Raw genomic sequence first — 19,788 nt, 5'->3', positions numbered from 1 at the left:
ACATTAAAATGAAACCTGGATCACATTTTAACCGCCAAAGGCGCAGCCAGAGCGCACTTTACACCGAAAAAGCAAAGTGCGGTCAAAACGGCACCGGCGCGGTGACGGTGACGTTTTCGTGGGTCAGCGGGTGGGTGAAGCTCAGCTGCTCGGCGTGCAGCGCCAAGCGTGGGCTTAAGGCTTTGGCCTGTGGGTGGGCGTAGAACTTATCGCCGATAATCGGGTGGCCGAGGGCGAGCATATGCACGCGCAGTTGGTGCGAGCGGCCGGTGATCGGCGTGAGCTGCACCCGCGCGGTGTTGTTGGGGTAATAGGCCAGCACCTGATAAAAGGTGGCGGCCGTTTTGCCGAGATTAAAATCAATCCGTTGGCGCGGGCGATTTTCCCAGTCACAAATCAGTGGCAAGTTAACCAACCCTTCACGCGCACGCGGGTGCCCCCACACAATCGCTTGGTAGCGCTTTTTGGTTTGCCGCTCGCGAAATTGCCGTTTGAGGTCTTTTTCCGCCATTTTGCTCAAGGCGAACAAAATAATCCCGCTGGTGGCCATATCCAGGCGGTGGACAGGCTCGGCAAAGCCAAATTTCTCCTGCACGCGCACGGTGGCGCTGTCGCGATACTTCTCGCGGCTGCCCGGCACAGAAAGCAGCCCGCTGGGTTTGTTGACCACCGCGATGTGGTTGTCGAAATAGACCAGCTCAAGCCACGGCTCGGTGGGTGGGTTGTATTCAATCAGTGCCATAGTGTTCCTTATTGCTGACAATTAATCGCACGCTGTCAAGGCGCACACTCGCCTCATCTAAATAGGCCGCCATCTGACGCGTGCGCGCGCTCAGTGCGGTGATTTCTTCTGCGCGAATGCTGGCGTTGACGGCGGAAAGTGCGCGTAGGCGCGCCATCTCAGCGCCCATCTGCGCCTGCATTTGTGCTTTGGCTTGCGCTATGATAACCGCACTTTGCGTTTTCACCAATGCCTCTGCCTGCTCGCAGGCTTTTGACACCACTGCTTTGGTCATGGCGATCATCTGCTGCCCCACCGCTTGGCTGACAGGCTGAAGCTGGCGCTGCCAGGCGTCATCACGAACTTGGGCTGCCAAATCCCGCCCGTGGCGGTCAAGCAGCAAGCGAATCGGTGTAGGTGGCAAAAAGCGCGTGAGCTGCAAGCTCGCCGGCGCCTGGCTTTGCAGCACAAACACCAGCTCCACCAAGCAGGTGCCCACCGGTAAGGCGGGGTTGATGAGCAGCGCAACCGCACTTTTGCCCAAATCCCCAGAGAGCACAAAGTCGATCCCTTGGCGAATCAGGCGGCTATCCCAGGTTAAAAACATCACCTCCTCACGCGAGAGCGCAAAAGTGCGGTCAAAAGTGGCGGCCAGCCCCTCTTCAGGCAAGGTGATGAAATCACTGAGCATCGTCTCGCCTGCGCGCAGCAAGAAGTGGTGATCGCTTAACGGCTCATCGTCCACCCCAAGGCAGGCAAACAGCGCTTGGGCAAACGCGCCCAAGGCTGGATCGGCGTCGTCTTCGGCGATCTGCTGGGCTAGGCGCTTGGCCTGCTCGCCACCGCTGGAGTGGTATTCCAGCAGTTTATCCCGCCCGCGCGTCATGGCTGCGTGCAACTCGGCTCGGCGGGCTTGGGTGTGGTGTAAAAGTGCGGTGAAATCCTCGGTTGTTGCCACCTGTGCGCCAAACTCGGCAAACAGCGCCTCGCCCATTGGGCAGGGGCGAGCGAAAGCGTCCAGTCCTTGGTGATACCACTGCACCCAGCGCGCTTGCACGCTGTTGGCAAAATAGGGCACCACAATGTCAATGCTCTCGCCTTGGCCGATGCGATCCAGCCGGCCGATGGCCTGCTCAAGGCGATCAGGGTGGGCGGGCAGGTCGAATAAAATTAAGCCGCTGGCAAATTGAAAATTGCGCCCCTCCGCGCCAATCGCAGAGCTTATCAAAAGCCGTGCGCCGTCGTGGCCTTGGGCAAAATAGGCCGCTGCACGGTCGCGCTCAATCACGCTCATGTGCTCGTGAAACAGCGCACAACGCGTGCCAAAGCGCGTGCGCAGCGCCGTTTCAAGGGCGATGGCAGTGTGCGCCGTGTGGCAAATCAGCAGCCACTTTTGCTGTTTGTCTGCCTGCAAGCTCTCCTGCACCGCTGCCACGCGTGGGTCAAACTGCCACCACGGCACAGCGCCAGAATAATCCACTTCAGGCGTGAGGCTCACCTCATCGCCGTATTGTGCTGGGCACGCGAGCGCCTGTAACCGCACTTTGCGTTGCGGGAAGCCTGCAATCATGGCGCGAGTGTTGCGAAACAGCACGCGGCTGGTGCCATGGCGGTCGAGCAGCGCGTTGATGGTCGCTTGGCGGTTGTCATCGCTGAGCACAAAGTGCGGTTGGCCGAGCAGCTGCGCTAATGTTGCTTGCGCCTGCGCACTGAGCGGCGCGCCTTCCAGCAATTGATTGATGATCGCCACCACACGCTGGTAGCCGCGCTGCTCGCGAATGAAGGCATCGAGGTCATAAAAGCGGTGCGGATCGAGCAATTTCAAGCGGGCAAAATGGCTCTCCAGCCCCAGCTGCTCTGGCGTGGCCGAGAGCAATAACACTGCGGGGATAGCTTTGGCCAGCCGCTCCACCGCCAGATAGGCGGCACTGGGCTCCTCTTGGTGCCAAGCGAGATGGTGGGCTTCATCAACCACCAGCATGTCAAAGCTCGCGCGCTCGGCAAGCCGCACCCGCTCAGGCTCCGCCAAAAGCCACTCCAACGGGCAAATCAGCAGCGGCTGCTCGGCAAAGGGGTTGCTGGCTTCCTCGTTAATCAAGCCAAAGGGCAAATCGAACCGCCGGCGCATTTCCAGCAGCCATTGGTGCTGCAAGTTGTGTGGCAGCACAATCAACACCCGCTGGATTTTGTCACTTAGCAGCTGATGGTGGATGATCAAGCCCGCCTCAAGGGTTTTGCCCAAGCCCACCTCATCGGCGAGCAGCACCCGTGGCGCGTGGCGCTCCGCCACCGTTTGGGCGATGTGCAATTGGTGGGCAATCAAGGCCGCACGCGCACCGCGCAAGCCGCGCAGTGGCGAGCGAAATTGCGCCTGTTGCGCGCGCAGTGCCGCCAAGCGCAGGTCAAACGCGGCGTTGCTGTCAAACACGCCTGAAAGCAACCGCACTTTGGCGGTGCTAAACGTCAGCTGGTGGGCCAGGTGTGTTTCAGCCAAGCTCACTTGCTCGCCGCTGTCAACGCGCGTGCCGATATAGTGCACCACGCCGTCGCGCACCGCACGTTGCCCAACACGCATCATCCAGCCTTCGGCACTTTTCGCCTGCTCACCTTGAGCAAACAACAGGCGCTTAAGCGGCGCGCCTTGGCGGGCATACAGGCGCGTTTCTTGCGCCAGCGGGAAGTGCAAGCGCACCTGCCGGGGTGAAAGTGCGGTCACAATCCCTAAGCCTAGCTGGGTTTCACTTTCACAAAACCAGCGCTGCCCAACAGCAAATTGTTGCATAAATGGCTCTTTTTCCTGTGATTTTCATAAGCGGTATTATAAAGCAAAATCGAGGGAGAAAATAATTTTCGCCAACATGAAAAATAAACATAACAAATTTTAAAAAATCACTACGCAAAAACTATTTTTGTGATATATAATTTCCGCACTTAACCATCATGAGGATCATAATATGACAACGTGGCTACAAAAACTCAAAACGGAGTTATTTTCTGGCTGGACACCCTTCGAGGCTTTTTGGCTGTTTTTGTTTTTAGCAGCGCAAATCGGGGCGTATATCTACGCGCCTGACTCTGTGTTAGGCATGATTTCAGGCATCAGCGGCATTTTGTGCGTGGTGTTTGTCGGTAAAGGGAAAATCAGTAACTACCTGTTCGGGTTGATTTTTGCCTACACTTACTTTTATATTTCGCTCTCCCAAGGCTTTTACGGCGAAATGACCACCACCTTGTATGTCTACATTCCAGCGCAATTTATCGGCTATTTCTTATGGAAAGCCAATATGCAAAAAGCCACCGGCACCGAGCTTATCCAAGCTCGCGCCTTGAGTGTGGTGGGCTGGCTGACTACATTGGCCATCATCGTGGTCGGCTCTGCGGTGTTTATCAGCATTTTGCGCTACTACGGCGGCAACTCCACCTCGCTTGACGGCATCTCCACCGTGATTGTGGTGGTGGCACAAGTGTTGATGATCTTGCGCTATCGCGAGCAATGGATTTTGTGGATTGCACTCAACATCGTGTCCATCATGTTGTGGATCACCGCAGAAGAACCTGGCGGCCTGTCAATTGTGATGATGTACGTCGCCTACCTGCTCAACTCACTTTACGGTTACTACAACTGGACCAAACTGAGCAAATCAAGCCAACTGGCTTAGCCTTCCAGCAAAAGTGCGGTTTGATATGACCGCACTTTTGTTTTTTCTCTAAATTTTGTAGGCGATTGGCAATATTTACCGCACTTGGCATCGGCCGTATCTTCAGCATGAATGAGCGGATGAGGGTGCTGGCATAAGGCAAAACTGGAAAATCGCGCTGGATTCTTATATTCTAAAACCAGCCATGTGGCTGATTTAACAAAAGGAGTGATCATGATGAAAAAACCATTACTAACAGCACTCACACTCACCGCACTGCTCGGCTCGGGGGCGGCGTTGGCGCACGGTGACCATAACCACGCGCACGACAACGCGCTGGAAATCCCGATGGAGTTGCTCGATGTGGAAAAAGGCAACCAAGAGATCGGCAAGGTGTATGTCACTGAAACCAAATACGGGCTGGTTTTCACCCCTGAACTCAAACAGTTAACACCCGGTGTGCACGGCTTTCACATTCACCAAAACCCAAGCTGTGATCCAAAAGAAAAAGACGGCAAACAAGTCGCTGGCCTGGCTGCAGGCGGCCACTGGGACCCAAAAAACACCGGCAAACACAGCACCCCGTGGGATGATGGCGGCCATTTAGGCGACTTGCCAGCCTTGGCAGTCGAGCAAGACGGCAGCGCGAGCAATCCCGTTTTGGCGCCACGGCTGCATTCACTTGATGAAATCAAAGGCCACTCCTTGATGATTCACCTCCACGGTGACAATCACTCCGATGAGCCAAAACCGCTCGGCGGTGGCGGCCCTCGCATGGCCTGCGGTGTGATTAAATAACACAAAGCGCCCAATGGGCGCTTTTTTCTTGCCTGAAAATCGTTGGCAATAGGAATCATTTCGCTTATTATAAGATGTATTTTAATTTCACCTTAAGGATTGCTATGAAAAAAGACGAGGTTGGGCATAATTTTTTGGCGCGGCTGGGCAAAAAACGCTTGCGCCCAGGCGGACGCAAGGCCACTGAGTGGCTGTTTGAGCACGGGCAATTTGATGCCCAAAGTGCGGTGCTGGAGGTGGCGTGCAACATGGGCACCACGGCGATTAACCTCGCGCAGCGCTTTGGCTGCCATATCACAGGGGTGGATTTGGATGAAACCGCGCTGGCCAAGGCACGCGAGAATATTGCCAAGTGCGGTTTGAGCCATTTGATTGAGGTGCAGCGCGCCAACGCCACCAAGCTGCCGTTTGCCGATGAAAGCTTTGATGTGGTGATTAATGAGGCGATGCTCACCATGTTGCCGATTGAGGCCAAGCGCAAAGCCATCAGTGAATACTGCCGCGTGTTAAAGCCCGGCGGGCGACTGCTGACCCACGATGTGATGCTCACCCGCGAGCACGATGAGGCGATCATCAACGACTTGCGCCACGCCATCAACATCACCGTCACGCCACTGACTGAACAAGGCTGGCAGCAGCTCTTTTTAGACAGCGGCTTTGCCCGTTGTGAACACATTAAAGGTGAGATGACGTTGCTGTCGCCGCGCGGGATGATCTACGACGAAGGGCTTTTAGGCACGCTTAAGATTGTGCGCAACGCCCTGCGTGCGGAAAATCGCCCAACCTTTAAAAAGATGTTTACGCTTTTCAACGACAAAGAAAAACGGCTTAATTTCATTGCGCTGTGTAGCGAAAAAGCTAAAGTGCGGTGATGCAGGTCACTTCCGCTTGATGGGCGGCGGTGAAGACAAAGCGCACGTTAAATGCCCAAATGCTCAAGCCGTACTCCCGCCCGCACTGGCCTTGCTGGTAGGCCGGCCGCGGGTCTTGCGCGATAAGCTCGGTGATGAATTCTCGAAGGTGCGGGTATTGCCGCGCGCTGTCGCTTTGCAGCATGGCCTGCGCTTGGTCGCTGAAGGCCACCTCAATGGCCACGCGTGGTGGCTCGGCGGCAAAACCGCACTTGGCATTTAGCTCGCAATCGGCATAGGCGATGTAGGGCTTGATGTCGAAAATCGGTGTGCCATTGACCAAATCAATCCCGCCTACGCGCAGCCGCGCGCGACCTTTGTGAATGCAAATGTCTTCTAACGCTACTTTCGACAGCCCCAGCGGATTGGGCCGGTGAGTGGCGCGGGAGGCAAACACGCCCACGCGTTGATTGCCGCCCAAGCGCGGTGGCCGCACGGTGGGGTGCCATTTGTTGGCTGGGATTTGATCAAACTGGAAAATCAACCACAGGTGGCTGAATTGCTCAAGCCCGCGCACGCACTCGCGGCTGTCGAACGGCGGCAGCAGTTCAATCTCTCCTTTGCCATAGCGGCTAAGTTGCGCTTGGCGCGGCACCGAGAATTTTTCGTTATACGGCGTGTGAGCGATGGCAATCGGCTCAAGGCAAAGTGCGGTCATGGCGCTCCTAATTGAAAAAATACCCTGTTAGGTCAATATCAAACCCAGAATTTATGCGTATAATACCTTTTTTACATCAAAATGTCGTTTTTGTTAATTGGATATGAAAAATTCACAGCTAGCCATCTGGCTTTCAACCGCGCGGCCGAAAACGTTGCCGCTGGCGTTGGCCTCGATTCTCACCGGCACCGCACTGGGCTATGCCGATGGGCACTTTAATGGCGCGATTTTATTTTGGTCGGTGCTGACCGCACTTTTATTGCAAGTGTTATCAAACTTTGCCAACGATTATGGCGATCACCAAAAAGGCTCCGACACCGCCGAGCGCATCGGCCCGCTGCGCGGCATTCAGCAAGGGCTGATCACCGCCCGCCAGCTCAAATGGGGCTTGATCACCGTCGCCAGCCTCGCGTGTCTCTCCGGCTTGGTGCTGATTGTGGTGGCGTGTCGCAGCTGGCAAGATTTATTTGCCTTTTTGGCTCTCGGGGCGCTGGCGATTCTGGCGTCGATCACCTACACCGTGGGCAAAAAGCCTTATGGCTACATCGGCCTTGGGGATATTTCGGTGTTGACCTTTTTTGGCTGGATTGGCGTGGGCGGCACCTATTATTTGCAAACCCATTATGTGATTGGCCCGCCGATTTTCCTCGCCGCCACCGCCACCGGCTTGTTGGCGACCGCGGTGTTGAATATCAATAACTTACGTGATATAGAGCAAGACAAACTGGCCGGCAAAAACACACTCGCGGTGCGCCTTGAGATGAAAAATGCCAAGCGTTATCACGCCGTGTTGGTGTTTGGCGCGCTGGCGATTTATGTCTATTTGGGCGTGTTTTATGCCATGGCGCTGGGCATGTCGATGCTGTTATGCCTGCTCGCATCGCCGCTGTTGCTGTGGCATTTGCGCAGCGTGTTCCGCGCACGAAAGCCGGCGCAACTGCGCCCAATGCTGGCGCAAATGTCGCTGTTGGCGCTGTTGACCAATGTGCTGTTTAGCCTTGGCATTGTGCTCAGTGGCGGTGGGTTTTAATGGCAATTTGCCCTGATCGCGTTTATACTAAAGGCCATCATTGATTAAAAAGGACACAACTATGCGTATTGATACATCACAATTGTGCGACATCTACCAAGATCAAATTGACGTGGTTGAGCCACTTTTTTCAAGCTTTGGGGGCCGCACGTCGTTTTATGGCAAAGTGAGCACCGTCAAATGCTTTGAAAGCAATGGCCTTATCGAAGAAATATTGGAAGAAGATGGCCGCGGGCGTGTGTTGTTGATTGACGGTGGTGGCTCTGTGCGCCGCGCCTTGATTGACGGGTATCTTGCGCAGCTCGCGCTGGAAAACGAGTGGGAAGGTATCATCGTCTATGGCGCGGTGCGTCAACTCGATGTGCTTGAAGGGTTAGACATCGGCATTCATGCCCTGGCGCCTATCCCGGTTTCCGCCGACGAGCGCACCGTGGGCGACAGCGATATCCCGGTCAATTTTGGTGGCGTGACCTTTTTGCCAGAAGATAACGTGTACGCCGATTTAACCGGCATCATCCTCTCGCCTGAGCCGCTTGAGCTCAACAACGATGAGGTGGATGACCCGTTTGAAGACGACGATTAACGCACGCTTCACCCGTTATAAAAAACCGCACTTTATATCAAAGTGCGGTTTTTGTTATCAGTTACCGATCAGGCGGTAAAGCTCGCTGTCTTTACGGTTTAAATAATGGAACGATTGAATCCGGCGAATGGTGCGTGAGCGGCCACGAATCAGCAAGGTTTCGCTAGTGGCAACATCGCCTTTGCGGTGGATGCCTTTGAGCAAGTCGCCGTTAGTGATGCCGGTTGCGGAGAACACGAGGTTGTCGTCGCGCACAATTTGCTCGAGGGTGAGCACTTCACCCACTGGCACGCCCATCTCTGCACAGCGCGCACGCTCTTTGGCGGCGATAGCTTTGTTCTCTTCACTGTCGCCTTTCACCTCATCACGGGCTAAAAACCGCACTTGCATATCGCCCCCGAGTGCGCGAATCGCGGCACCGGCCACCACGCCTTCAGGCGCGCCGCCAATGGCATAGAGCATATCCACATTGTTATCCGGCAGGCAGCAGAGAATTGAGGCGGCCACATCGCCGTCTGGGATGGCGAGCACTTTCACGCCCAGTTGTTGCATTTGTTTGATAACGGCTTGATGGCGCGGTTTGTCGAGGGTGACCACGGTTAATTGCGAGAGCAATTTGCCAAGCTTAGAGGCCACGCGGCGCAGGTTTTGCTCAAGTGGTAGGTTGAGGTCAATCATGCCTTTCACCTCTGGGCCGACAACCAGCTTTTCCATGTACATATCCGGCGCGCCGATAAAGGTGTTTGGCCCGCCGGCGGCTAACACAGACAGCGCGTTGGCCTGCCCCATGGCGGTCATGCGGGTGCCCTCGATTGGGTCAACGGCGATGCAAATGTCATCAATGCCACCTTTGCCGACTTTTTCGCCGATGTAGAGCATCGGCGCTTCGTCGATTTCGCCTTCACCGATGACAATTTTGCCATCAATTTCAATTTGGTTAAGCATTAAGCGCATGGCTTTCACGGCGGCGTCGTCTGCGGCATTTTTGTCGCCACGGCCAAGCCAGGCAAAGCCAGCAAGGGCGGCAGCTTCAGTTACACGGGAGAATTCAATTGCGAGGGCTCGTTTCATTTTTGTGTGCCTTTTGGTTGGGTTAATGTAGCCGAGGGATGAGATATCCACACAAAAATTTATTGTAGCATAGTGCTGGAATATTAGTGAACAGAATTATCACACCAGTGGCCTGTAATTTTATGTGAAATCTTCTGGGATCTGCGTTAGAATAGAGTGACGTATTCATTTCACCCAAGAGGATTTACACTATGTCTTTTGACTTGCTCGAACAACTTGACCAAAAATTAAACAAGCCGTAGAAACTATTCAATTGCAACAACTTGAATTGGAAGAGTTGAAAGGCAAACACGATCAACTGCAAAACGAACTCAACCAAGTGCGTGAAGAGCGCGAAAATTTGAATCGTGAAAAAGACCGCCTGCACGAAGAGCGCAAAAACTGGGAAGACAAAGTGCGCTCCCTTCTTGGCCAAATCGACAACGTTTAATCACACAAGCCGAGCACACTGCTCGGTTTTCTTTTGCGAATTAGGTCACAGTATTAATTTAAATATATAAAAATATTGTGATCTAAGCCTTAATTTTAAACCTTCCAGATTGTCAAAGCCCCCATTCTATGCCACCCTGTAGTTAACCTTAAAGAGTTAGCGCAAGTGCGGTTAACGGGTTATCAAACAACAAATCAAGCAAACCGCACTTTCATCATCTAGCGATGGCGCTACGCATAAAGATGTGGAGAGAATATGGGTACTTTGGTTGATTTTGCAACAATTGATGCGCTATTAAACGGCCGTCACGCCGATCCTTTCGCTGTGCTGGGCATGCACGAAACCAACAACGGCATTGAAGTGCGGGTGCTGATGCCCGATGCCTCCAGTGTCACCATCATCGACAAAGAAAGCCAAGACGACATCGTGGAGATGGAACGTTTGCATGATGAGGGCTTTTTGCCGCGGTGATCCCAAACCGTCACGATTTTTTTGCTTATCAACTCAACGTCCATTGGGGGCATGAAAGCCAATTGGTGGAAGATCCTTACCGCTTCCGCCCGCTGTTGTCTGACCTTGACAACTGGCTGCTCGCCGAGGGCACGCACTACCGTCCGTATGAAAAACTCGGTGCCCATTTCACCGAAATCGACGGCGTGGCTGGCGTGAACTTTATTTTGTGGGCGCCGAATGCCAAACGCGTTTCCGTGGTGGGGGATTTCAACTTCTGGGACGGCCGTCGCCACCCGATGCGCTTTCACCCTGAAAACGGCCTGTGGGAGATTTTTATCCCGAAAGTGGCGCTCGGTGAGCTGTATAAATACGAGCTGCTTGATGCCAATGACAACATCCGCCTGAAAGCGGACCCGTTCGCCTTTGCCTCCCAGCTGCGGCCAGATACCGCCTCGCAAGTCAGTGCGCTGCCCGATATTATCCCGATGACGGAAAAACGCAAAAAAACCAACGCGTTCGATGCGCCAGTGTCTATTTATGAAGTGCATTTGGGCTCGTGGCGGCGCAATTTGGAGAACAATTTCTGGCTCAATTATGAGCAAATCGCCGATGAGCTGATCCCGTATGTCAAAGAGATGGGCTTTACTCACATCGAATTAATGCCGATTAACGAATTCCCGTTTGACGGCTCGTGGGGCTATCAACCGCTGGGGTTGTATTCACCGACCAGCCGCTTTGGCAGCCCGCAGCAGCTGCTCAATTTTATCCAGCGCGCCCACGATGAAGGCATCAACGTGATTCTCGACTGGGTGCCAGGGCATTTCCCAAGCGACACCCACGGGCTGGCTTATTTTGACGGCACCGCACTTTATGAACACGCCGACCCGCGTGAGGGCTACCACCAAGATTGGAACACCTTGATTTATAACTACGGGCGCAATGAGGTGAAAAACTTCCTCGCTGGCAACGGGTTGTATTGGCTCGAACGGTTCGGGCTTGATGGCTTGCGGGTGGACGCGGTGGCGTCGATGATTTATCGCGACTATTCACGCAAAGAGGGCGAGTGGATCCCGAATCAATACGGCGGGCGTGAAAACATTGAAGCGATCGAGTTTTTAAAACACACCAATTATGTGATTGGCAACGAAATGGACGGCGCGGCCACGATTGCCGAGGAGTCCACCTCGTTCCCAGGCATCACCAATCCGCCAGAAATGGGCGGGCTGGGGTTCCACTACAAATGGAATATGGGCTGGATGAACGATACGCTCTCTTATATGAAGCTCGACCCAATTTATCGCCAATACCACCACGACAAGCTCACTTTCGGCATGTTGTATAACTACACCGAAAACTTTATTTTGCCGCTCTCTCACGATGAGGTGGTGCACGGCAAAGGCTCGCTGGTGGACAAAATGCCAGGCGATGCGTGGCAAAAATTTGCTAACCTGCGCGCCTATTACGGCTATATGTGGGGGCACCCGGGCAAAAAACTGCTGTTTATGGGCAATGAATTTGCCCAAGGCCGTGAGTGGAACTATCAAGAAAGTTTGGATTGGTTCTTGCTCGATGAGGCCAACGGCGGCCCATGGCACAAAGGCGTGCAAAATTGGGTGAAAGACCTCAACCACCTTTACACCCAAACATCGGCGCTCTATCAACTCGATTTTGACCCTGCCGGCTTTGAGTGGCTGGTGGTGGACGACGCGCAAAACTCGGTGTTTGCCTTTGCGCGGCGTGATCGCGCTGGCAATGAGGTGATTGTGGTGAGCAACTTCACGCCAGTGCCGCGGGAAAATTATCGCATTGGCGTGGCGCAAGCGGGCGAATACCGCGAGGTACTCAACAGTGATTCAAGTTTCTATGGCGGCTCAAACGTGGGCAACATGGGCGCGTGCCACACTGAAAACGTGCCAAGCCACGGCAAGGCGCACTCGTTGAGTTTGACTATTCCGCCGTTGGCGACCATTTTTTTACAACGCCAAGGCAATGCAACTGAGGCTTTGAAAGACGAGAGCGAAGAGTAAAGCCATGGCGGTGATTGGGCGAGTAAAAGCGGGTGTGAGTGCGCCATTGGGTGCCTCACGCCAGGTGATTGATGGCGTGGCGGGCATTAATTTTGTGCTCTTTTCAGAGCATGCCACGCTGGTGGAGTTGTGCTTGTTCTCCCGCAGTGGGCGCGAGCATCGCTTTCGGATGCAGCGCGATGAGCAGCATATTTGGTCGGTATTTTTGGCCGAAATGCAAAGTGCGGTTCACTACGGCTTTCGGGTTCATGGCCACAGCGACAGCGCGCGCGGGTTGTATTTCAACCCACAAAAAGTGCTGCTTGACCCTTACGCCAAAGCGGTGAGCCACAAACCGCACTTTGATGATGACACCCGTGCGTTGTTTGATTTCACCACCGATTTAGACAACAGCGCCGTGGCACCGAAAGCGGTGGTGGTGTGCGATGAATTTGATTGGCAAGCAGACAACCCACCGAATACGCCGTGGGCGCAAACAATTATTTATGAGCTGCACGTTAAAGGCTTCAGCCAGCTCAACGAGCAAATCCCACAGCGGCTGCGCGGCACTTACGCTGGCCTAGCGCACCCTGTGTCGGTCAATTATTTGAAAAATTTAGGCATCACCGCGGTGGAGCTGATGCCGGTGGCGTTCCACGCCGATGAGCTGCATTTGCAACAAAAAGGCCTGAGCAATTATTGGGGCTACAACACCTTAGCCCCGATGGCGGTAGAAAGTGATTACGCCAGCGATCGCAATGCGGCGCTGAGCGAGTTTAAACAGCTGGTGAAAACGCTCCACCAAGCGGGCATTGAGGTGATTTTGGATGTGGTGTTTAACCACACGGCGGACTCTGACGCCGAGCAGCCAACGCTGAGCCAACGCGGGATTGACAACGCCAACTATTATTGGCTTGACGAGCAAGGGCGCTATCACAACTGGACAGGCTGCGGCAATGTGCTCAATTGCAGCCAGCCGAATGTGCGCCAGTGGGTGCTTGATTGCCTGCGCTATTGGGTCGAGGAGTGTCACGTTGATGGCTTCCGCTTTGATTTAGCCTCCGTGTTGGGGCGCGAACCGCACTTTAATCGTGATGCGGCGCTGTTTCAAGCAATTGCCGAAGACCCTATTTTGCGTGAGAAAAAGTTCATCGCCGAGCCGTGGGATATCGGCTGGGGTGGCTATCAGCTGGGTAACTTCCCGGATTATTTCGCCCAGTGGAGTGACCGTTTTCGTGATGATATGCGCGCCTTTTGGCTGCACTATCGCGGCACCATGGGGCTGTTTGCTCAGCGCTTTAGTGGCTCGAGTGATATTTTCCAAGCAAGGAGTTTGCCGTTTGCCAGCGTGAATTACATCTGCTCCCACGACGGCTACACTGCGCACGATTTGGTCACTTATGAGCAAAAATACAACTGGGCGAACGGCGAAGACAATCGCGACGGGCACAACGACAACATCAACAACAACTTCGGCTGTGAGGGCGAGTGTGAGGATGCAACCATCAATCAAAAACGCCGCGCCGCCGTCACAGGCATGCTGGCGACCGCACTTTTGGCCCACGGCACGCCGATGTTGTTCAGTGGCGATGAACTCGGCCACAGCCAGCTGGGCAATAACAACGCCTATTGCCAAGACAACGCCATCACCTGGCTGGATTGGGCGCGCGCCGATTGGGCCTTGCATGATGAGATTAAAGCGCTGATTGCTCTGCGCAAGCAGATCCCAGCCCTCAACCAAGCCCAATGGCTCGATGACGAGCAGGTGGCCTGGTTTGATTGCGCAGGCTCGCCGATGAGCATTGGCGCGTGGGAAGATAGCCAGTCAATCGGCTTTCAAATTGTGCTCAATGATCGCTGGTTGCTGGCGCTCAACCGCACTTATGAACAGCAACGTTTCCAATTGCCACCAGGCGATTGGCACAGTGCATTTGGGGGCGCCAATGTGTGCGAAGGCAGCGCGCAGCTCCCAGGTGCTGGCATTTTTGTGTTTACTCGGTAAATCGAGTTGTATTACCGCGCAACGTTTTATTTTGTATTTAACGAGGAAAAAGTTATGGACGAGATTTTGAAAAAATCACCAAGCATGTTACGCATCACTGATGATACCTTGGTGCTCATTTTGGCAGGGGGTCGCGGCTCACGTTTGTATGAACTCACGGACAAACGCGCCAAGCCTGCGGTGTATTTTGGTGGATCTTGTCGTATCATCGACTTTGCCCTGTCTAACTGCATCAACTCCAATCTCAACCGCATCGGGGTGGTCACCCAATACATGGCCCACTCGTTGTTGCGCCATTTGCAACACGGCTGGTCCTTCTTGCCGCGTGAGCGCAATGAGTTTGTTGATATGCTGCCGGCGCGCCAACAATTAGACGACAGCACCTGGTATCGCGGCACAGCCGATGCGGTGTACCAAAACAGCGATATCATGAAAAATCATTATCGCCCAAAATATGTGCTGATTTTGGCCGGCGACCACATCTACAAAATGAACTATGCCCAAATGCTGCTCGACCACGTCTCCAGCGGCGCCAAATGCACCGTGGGCTGTATTGAGGTGGAAAAAGAAAAAGCCACCGAGTTTGGTGTGATGGCAGTCAATGAAAACTTGCAAGTGACTGATTTCATCGAAAAACCAGCCAATCCGCCAACCATGAAAGGCCGCCCAGACACATCACTGGCCTCAATGGGGATTTATGTGTTTGACGCCGATTACCTCTACGACATCTTAGAGCGCGAGTTCGTCAAACCAGAATCCAGCCACGACTTTGGTAAAGACATCATCCCGCAAGCGCTGAAAGAAGGCGTACTTTACGCGCACCCATTTAGCCGCTCATGCATGGGCCGCAACCCTGAAGGGGAAATCTACTGGCGCGATGTCGGCACCTTGGATGCCTTCTGGGAGGCAAACATTGACTTGGTGACTGAAAATCCGCAATTGGATATTTTCGACCAACGCTGGCCGATTCGCTCTAATCCAAAACAGACCTTCCCGTCGAAGTTCTTCTACAAACATTTGCGCAAAACCCGCGCGCTCGACAACTCCATTGTCGCCGGCGGCTGTATCATCAATGATGCGATTATCAGCAACTCCGTGTTGTTCGACAACGTGGTAGCTGAAGAGGGCTCACAGGTGGAATATTCTGTGATTTTGCCTGAGGTGACCATCGGCAAAAACGCGGTGATTAAACGCGCGATTATCGACCGCCACTGCGTGATCCCAGATGGAATGGAAATCGGTGTCGATCTCAAACGGGACGCTGAGCGTTTTCGCGTCAGCAAAGGCGGCGTGGTGCTTGTCACCGAGCGGATGCTGAGAAAGCTGCAACCCAGCGAAGAAAAATAAGTAATTAATAAAACCGCACTTTGCATTGAGTAAAGTGCGGTTTTTCATGACAAAAAATTAGGACCTATTATGAGAATTTTACACGTTTGTTCGGAGTTATACCCACTACTGAAAACCGGTGGCTTGGCCGATGTGACCCGCGCACTGCCCTTTGCGCAACAGCAAAACGGCGACGATGTGCGCGTGTTGATGCCCGCCTATCCTGCCGTGATCGGCGGCTTGCCACCGTCCACCGAGGTGGGCACCTACGCCACCTTTGCCGGCTGGGTCACCTTGCGCTACACCGACTACAACGGCCTGGGCATTTATTTGATTGACGCACCGCACTTGTATCAACGCGAGGGCAACCCTTATCACGATCAGTGGTACAACGACTATGCCGACAACTACAAACGCTTTGCGCTGCTCGGCTGGTTTGGTGCTGAATTGGGCGCGGGCTTAGACAGCTGGTGGAAGGCGGATGTAGTGCACGCCCACGATTGGCACGCGGGCATGGCTTGTGCTTATCTCGCCGCCAAAGGGCGCCCAGCCAAATCCGTCTTCACTATTCATAATCTGGCCTACCAAGGGATGTTCAGCTTTCATCATATGTATGAAATTGGCCTGCCGCTGGAGATGTTCAACGTCAATGGTGTAGAGCTCAACGGCCAGATTTCATACCTTAAAGCCGGCCTGTATTATGCCGATCACGTCACCGCCGTGAGCCCAACCTACGCGCGCGAGATTACCACCCCTGAATATGCCTACGGGCTTGAGGGGTTGCTGTCAACCTTGATGTATGAAGGGCGCTTAAGCGGCGTGCTCAACGGGGTGGATTACGGCATTTGGAATCCGGCGATTGACGGTGCGCTGCCGGCGAACTATCAGCTGGGCAACATGAAAGGCAAAACCGAGTGTAAGCTGGCGCTGCAACGCGCGTTTAACCTGCCTGAAAATAAAACGCGCAAGTGTTTGTGATGGTCACCCGCCTAACCGCCCAAAAAGGGTGGATATGTTGCTTGAAGCCCTGCCACACGTGCTCAATGAAAATATGCAATTTATCTTGCTCGGCTCAGGTGATAGCTACTTTGAAGAGGCCTTTTGCCACCTGCGCGACAACTTCCCAGCGCAAATCGGGGTTGAAATTGGCTACAACGAAAAACTCTCCCATTTGGTGATTGCCGGTGGCGATGTAATTTTAGTGCCAAGTCGCTTTGAGCCTTGTGGATTAACGCAGCTTTATGGGTTAAAATATGGCACCTTGCCATTAGTAAGAGCAACGGGCGGGCTTGCGGATACAGTCGTTGCCAGCCACAAAGACAGTATTAAACAACGAACAGCCACCGGCTTTGTGTTTGAACATGCCAACGCACAAGGGCTAATTTGGGCCTTTGGGCAAGCGCAAACACTGTGGCGTGCTAAACCGCAATGGTACAAAGTTCGTATTGATGCGATGGAAGCGGATTTCAGCTGGCATCTTGCCGCCGAGAAATACGCCATGATTTATCATAGTTTATTTAATTAAGACGTTAACACTCATCAAAAGGAAATTAATCCAATGGTTAATCCAATTTTACACCCAACCCCACAAGACAGCGTGGAAGGTGTTAAAAACTCTATTGTCTACAAACTGATCTATGCTATCGGCCGTGACCCAAGTGTGGCAAGCCAACGTGACTGGCTCAATGCAACCTTGCTGGCGGTGCGCGATTTAGTATCAGATGGCTGGCTGAAAACCCAACGTGCAACCCAATCCCAAGGCTGCCGCCGTGTTTATTACCTCTCGATGGAATTTTTAATGGGCCGCACCCTCTCTAATGCCATGATGGCGGTCGGTGTTTACGACACCGTGCGCGAAGCATTAGAAGCGCTCGGCTTGGATGTAGAAGAAATCATTGAAAAAGAGTTGACCCAGGCTTGGGTAACGGTGGCTTAGGCCGCTTGGCTGCCTGCTTCTTGGATTCTATCGCCACCTTGAATTTGCCAGGCATGGGCTATGGTATCCGTTATGAATACGGCATGTTCCGCCAAGAAATTGTCGACAGCCAACAAGTAGAACGCCCAGACGCCTGGCTTGAAAAAGGCGTGCCTTGGGAGTTTGTCCGCCCAACCAAACGCTACATTGTTGAATTTGGTGGCCACATTGAGTGCGAAACCAAAGACGGCAAATGCAACTGGGTTGACACCACCCAAATCACCGCACTGGGCTATGACCAAATCATCCCAGGCTATGAAACCGATATGTCAAACAGCCTGCGCTTGTGGTCTGCAAACGCCGGTGATGTGTTTGACTTAAATAAATTTAACCGCGGTGACTACTTCGCGGCGATGGAGCAACAAAACAGCTCTGAAAACGTCTCCCGCGTGCTTTACCCAGATGACTCGACCTATGCTGGCCGTGAGCTGCGCTTGCGCCAAGAATACTTCTTGGTGTCTGCCTCATTGCAAGACATTTTGCACCGCCACCACTGGGAATACAAAACCTTTGATAACCTCGCGGAAAAAGTCTCGATCCACTTAAACGACACTCACCCGGTGTTGGCTATTCCTGAGTTGATGCGCCTTTTGATCGACAAAGAGGGCTTTAGCTGGGATAAAGCGTGGGAAATCACCCAACAAGTGTTCTCCTACACCAACCACACCTTGATGGGCGAAGCGTTGGAAACCTGGCCGGTGGATATGATGGGCGCGATTTTGCCACGCCATTTGAAATTGATCTTAGAAATCAATGAAAAATTCTTAGAAAGCATCAAAGAACACACCGCCAAAGACCCAGATTTGATTCGCCGCGTATCGCTGATTGACGAAAACGACGGGCGCAAAGTGCGCATGGCGTGGCTGGCGGTGGTGGCCTCTCACAAAGTCAACGGTGTGGCCAAACTGCACTCCGATTTGATGGTGAAATCGATTTTTGCCGACTTTGCGAAAATCTACCCTGATCGTTTCTGCAACATGACCAACGGCATCACCCCACGCCGCTGGATTGGTGTGGCCAACCCAGGCCTTTCGTCGGTGTTTGACCAATACATTGGACGGGCGTGGCGCAAAGATTTGAGCCACCTCACCGAGCTCAAACAATACGCCGACTTTCCGAAATTCATGCAAGAAGTGCGTGATGTGAAAAAAGCCAACAAAGTGAAACTGGCCAACTACATTGCCCACAACCTCAACATTGTGGTCAACCCAGATTCCCTGTTTGACGTGCAAATCAAACGTATTCACGAATACAAACGTCAATATTTGAACTTGTTGCACATCATCGCACGCTACAACGCGATTTTGCGCAACCCTGAAAAAGACTGGACACCGCGCGTGTTCATCATCGCGGGTAAAGCGGCGTCGGCCTACTATGCCGCGAAACAAATCATCCGCTTAATCAACGATGTGGCGAAAGTGATCAACAACGATATGCGCGTGCACGACAAACTCAAGCTGGTGTTCATCCCGAACTACAGCGTGAGCCTTGCGCAGTTGATCATCCCAGCTGCTGATGTGTCAGAGCAAATTTCACTCGCCGGCACCGAGGCCTCAGGCACCAGTAATATGAAATTTGCCCTCAACGGCGCATTGACGATTGGTACGCTCGATGGCGCGAACGTGGAGATTTTGCAAAACGTGGGTGAAGATAATATCTTTATCTTCGGTAACACGGTTGAGCAAGTCGAGGAGTTGCGCCGCAATGGTTATAACCCAGCGCAATATTATGAAAACGATCCGCAACTGCGTGAGGCGATTCAGCAAGTCACTAGCGGCTTTTTCAATCCAGATGAGCCAGGCCGTTATCAGTCTTTCTCACCGTTTAGCGATTTTTATCAAGCTTTTGCGGATTTCCGTAGTTATGTGGATACGCAAGAGAAGATTGATGAGATTTATCGCGATCAAGATGTGTGGGTTGCCAAGGCCATTCAGAATATTGTGAATATGAGTTATTTTTCATCAGACCGTACGATTCAGGAATACGCGGATGAAATCTGGCATTTAAAACCTGTGAAACTGTAATGACAAAAACGGCGCCCAGCGCCGTTTTTATTTCACCGCACTTTGCCTAAAGTGCGGTTTTTTTGTTGCGCATTATTCTCAGCTGGCGCTCGGCGCGCGCGTTCTTCACTCCGCCATTTCGTTTATTTTCTTTCCTTGTTTTCTTTCATGACTCCGTCATGG

General features: G+C 53.1%; 11 protein-coding genes and 4 pseudogenes. 11 read left to right on the top strand and 4 right to left on the bottom strand.

What is annotated here, in order from left to right; translation table 11 throughout:
• Positions 1 to 82 precede the first annotated feature (82 nt).
• Both rluA and rapA read right to left on the bottom strand, forming a co-directional pair.
• Positions 83 to 742 (bottom strand): bifunctional tRNA pseudouridine(32) synthase/23S rRNA pseudouridine(746) synthase RluA, encoded by a 660-nt coding sequence (gene rluA, locus HPC37_RS08550; RefSeq protein WP_208122731.1) that lies wholly within the window; start codon positions 740 to 742, stop codon positions 83 to 85.
• Complete coding sequence (gene rapA / locus HPC37_RS08545) at positions 729 to 3,503, bottom strand: RNA polymerase-associated protein RapA (protein ID WP_208122730.1); 2,775 nt, start codon at positions 3,501 to 3,503, stop codon at positions 729 to 731. The genes rluA and rapA overlap by 14 nt, the downstream gene beginning before the upstream one ends.
• A gap of 172 nt (positions 3,504 to 3,675) precedes the next feature.
• On the opposite strand from rapA, the gene pnuC reads away from it, so the two are divergent.
• The 3 genes from pnuC to HPC37_RS08530 all read left to right on the top strand — a co-directional run bounded on the left by pnuC (position 3,676) and on the right by HPC37_RS08530 (position 6,029).
• The gene (gene pnuC / locus HPC37_RS08540; protein ID WP_208122729.1) at positions 3,676 to 4,380 is read left to right on the top strand and encodes a nicotinamide riboside transporter PnuC; all 705 of its coding nucleotides are present in this window, start codon (positions 3,676 to 3,678) and stop codon (positions 4,378 to 4,380) included.
• Between the two features lie 216 nt (positions 4,381 to 4,596).
• Positions 4,597 to 5,157, top strand: a complete 561-nt coding sequence (sodC, locus tag HPC37_RS08535; RefSeq protein ID WP_208122746.1) for a superoxide dismutase family protein — start codon at positions 4,597 to 4,599, stop codon at positions 5,155 to 5,157.
• A 104-nt stretch (positions 5,158 to 5,261) separates the two neighbouring features.
• Positions 5,262 to 6,029, top strand: a complete 768-nt coding sequence (locus tag HPC37_RS08530; protein WP_208122728.1) for a class I SAM-dependent methyltransferase — start codon at positions 5,262 to 5,264, stop codon at positions 6,027 to 6,029.
• Here HPC37_RS08530 and tsaA read toward each other — a convergent pair.
• The gene (gene tsaA / locus HPC37_RS08525; RefSeq protein ID WP_208122727.1) at positions 6,016 to 6,726 is read right to left on the bottom strand and encodes a tRNA (N6-threonylcarbamoyladenosine(37)-N6)-methyltransferase TrmO; all 711 of its coding nucleotides are present in this window, start codon (positions 6,724 to 6,726) and stop codon (positions 6,016 to 6,018) included. The two genes, HPC37_RS08530 and tsaA, sit on opposite strands and share 14 nt — an antisense overlap.
• A gap of 103 nt (positions 6,727 to 6,829) precedes the next feature.
• Between tsaA and HPC37_RS08520 the strand changes: the two genes are divergently transcribed.
• Both HPC37_RS08520 and rraA read left to right on the top strand, forming a co-directional pair.
• Positions 6,830 to 7,756 carry a 1,4-dihydroxy-2-naphthoate polyprenyltransferase gene (locus tag HPC37_RS08520; RefSeq protein WP_208122726.1) on the top strand — a complete coding sequence of 309 codons (927 nt, stop codon included), beginning with the start codon at positions 6,830 to 6,832 and terminating at the stop codon, positions 7,754 to 7,756.
• A gap of 61 nt (positions 7,757 to 7,817) precedes the next feature.
• Positions 7,818 to 8,339 (top strand): ribonuclease E activity regulator RraA, encoded by a 522-nt coding sequence (gene rraA, locus HPC37_RS08515; protein ID WP_208122725.1) that lies wholly within the window; start codon positions 7,818 to 7,820, stop codon positions 8,337 to 8,339.
• Between the two features lie 57 nt (positions 8,340 to 8,396).
• Here rraA and glpX read toward each other — a convergent pair whose 3' ends face one another.
• Positions 8,397 to 9,410 carry a class II fructose-bisphosphatase gene (gene glpX, locus HPC37_RS08510; RefSeq protein ID WP_208122724.1) on the bottom strand — a complete coding sequence of 338 codons (1,014 nt, stop codon included), beginning with the start codon at positions 9,408 to 9,410 and terminating at the stop codon, positions 8,397 to 8,399.
• Positions 9,411 to 9,601: 191 nt separating this feature from the next.
• Here glpX and zapB point away from each other — a divergent pair.
• The 6 genes and pseudogenes from zapB to glgP all read left to right on the top strand — a co-directional run bounded on the left by zapB (position 9,602) and on the right by glgP (position 19,626).
• Positions 9,602 to 9,840 (top strand): annotated as a pseudogene (gene zapB / locus HPC37_RS08505) (cell division protein ZapB).
• A 255-nt stretch (positions 9,841 to 10,095) separates the two neighbouring features.
• Positions 10,096 to 12,320, top strand: a pseudogene (glgB, locus tag HPC37_RS08500) (1,4-alpha-glucan branching protein GlgB).
• Between the two features lie 4 nt (positions 12,321 to 12,324).
• The gene (gene glgX / locus HPC37_RS08495) at positions 12,325 to 14,301 is read left to right on the top strand and encodes a glycogen debranching protein GlgX (RefSeq protein ID WP_208122723.1); all 1,977 of its coding nucleotides are present in this window, start codon (positions 12,325 to 12,327) and stop codon (positions 14,299 to 14,301) included.
• 54 nt (positions 14,302 to 14,355) lie between these two features.
• On the top strand, positions 14,356 to 15,648 hold the full coding sequence (glgC, locus tag HPC37_RS08490) for a glucose-1-phosphate adenylyltransferase (protein WP_208122722.1): 1,293 nt from the start codon (positions 14,356 to 14,358) through the stop codon (positions 15,646 to 15,648).
• 69 nt (positions 15,649 to 15,717) lie between these two features.
• A pseudogene (gene glgA, locus HPC37_RS08485) lies at positions 15,718 to 17,152 on the top strand (glycogen synthase GlgA).
• A 33-nt stretch (positions 17,153 to 17,185) separates the two neighbouring features.
• Positions 17,186 to 19,626 (top strand): annotated as a pseudogene (gene glgP, locus HPC37_RS08480) (glycogen/starch/alpha-glucan family phosphorylase).
• Positions 19,627 to 19,788 lie beyond the last annotated feature (162 nt).

Origin of the sequence: Spirabiliibacterium mucosae (assembly GCF_014884965.1) — a bacterium.
Classification (GTDB): domain Bacteria; phylum Pseudomonadota; class Gammaproteobacteria; order Enterobacterales; family Pasteurellaceae; genus Spirabiliibacterium; species Spirabiliibacterium mucosae.
This window is presented reverse-complemented; position numbering and strand designations above follow the sequence as displayed.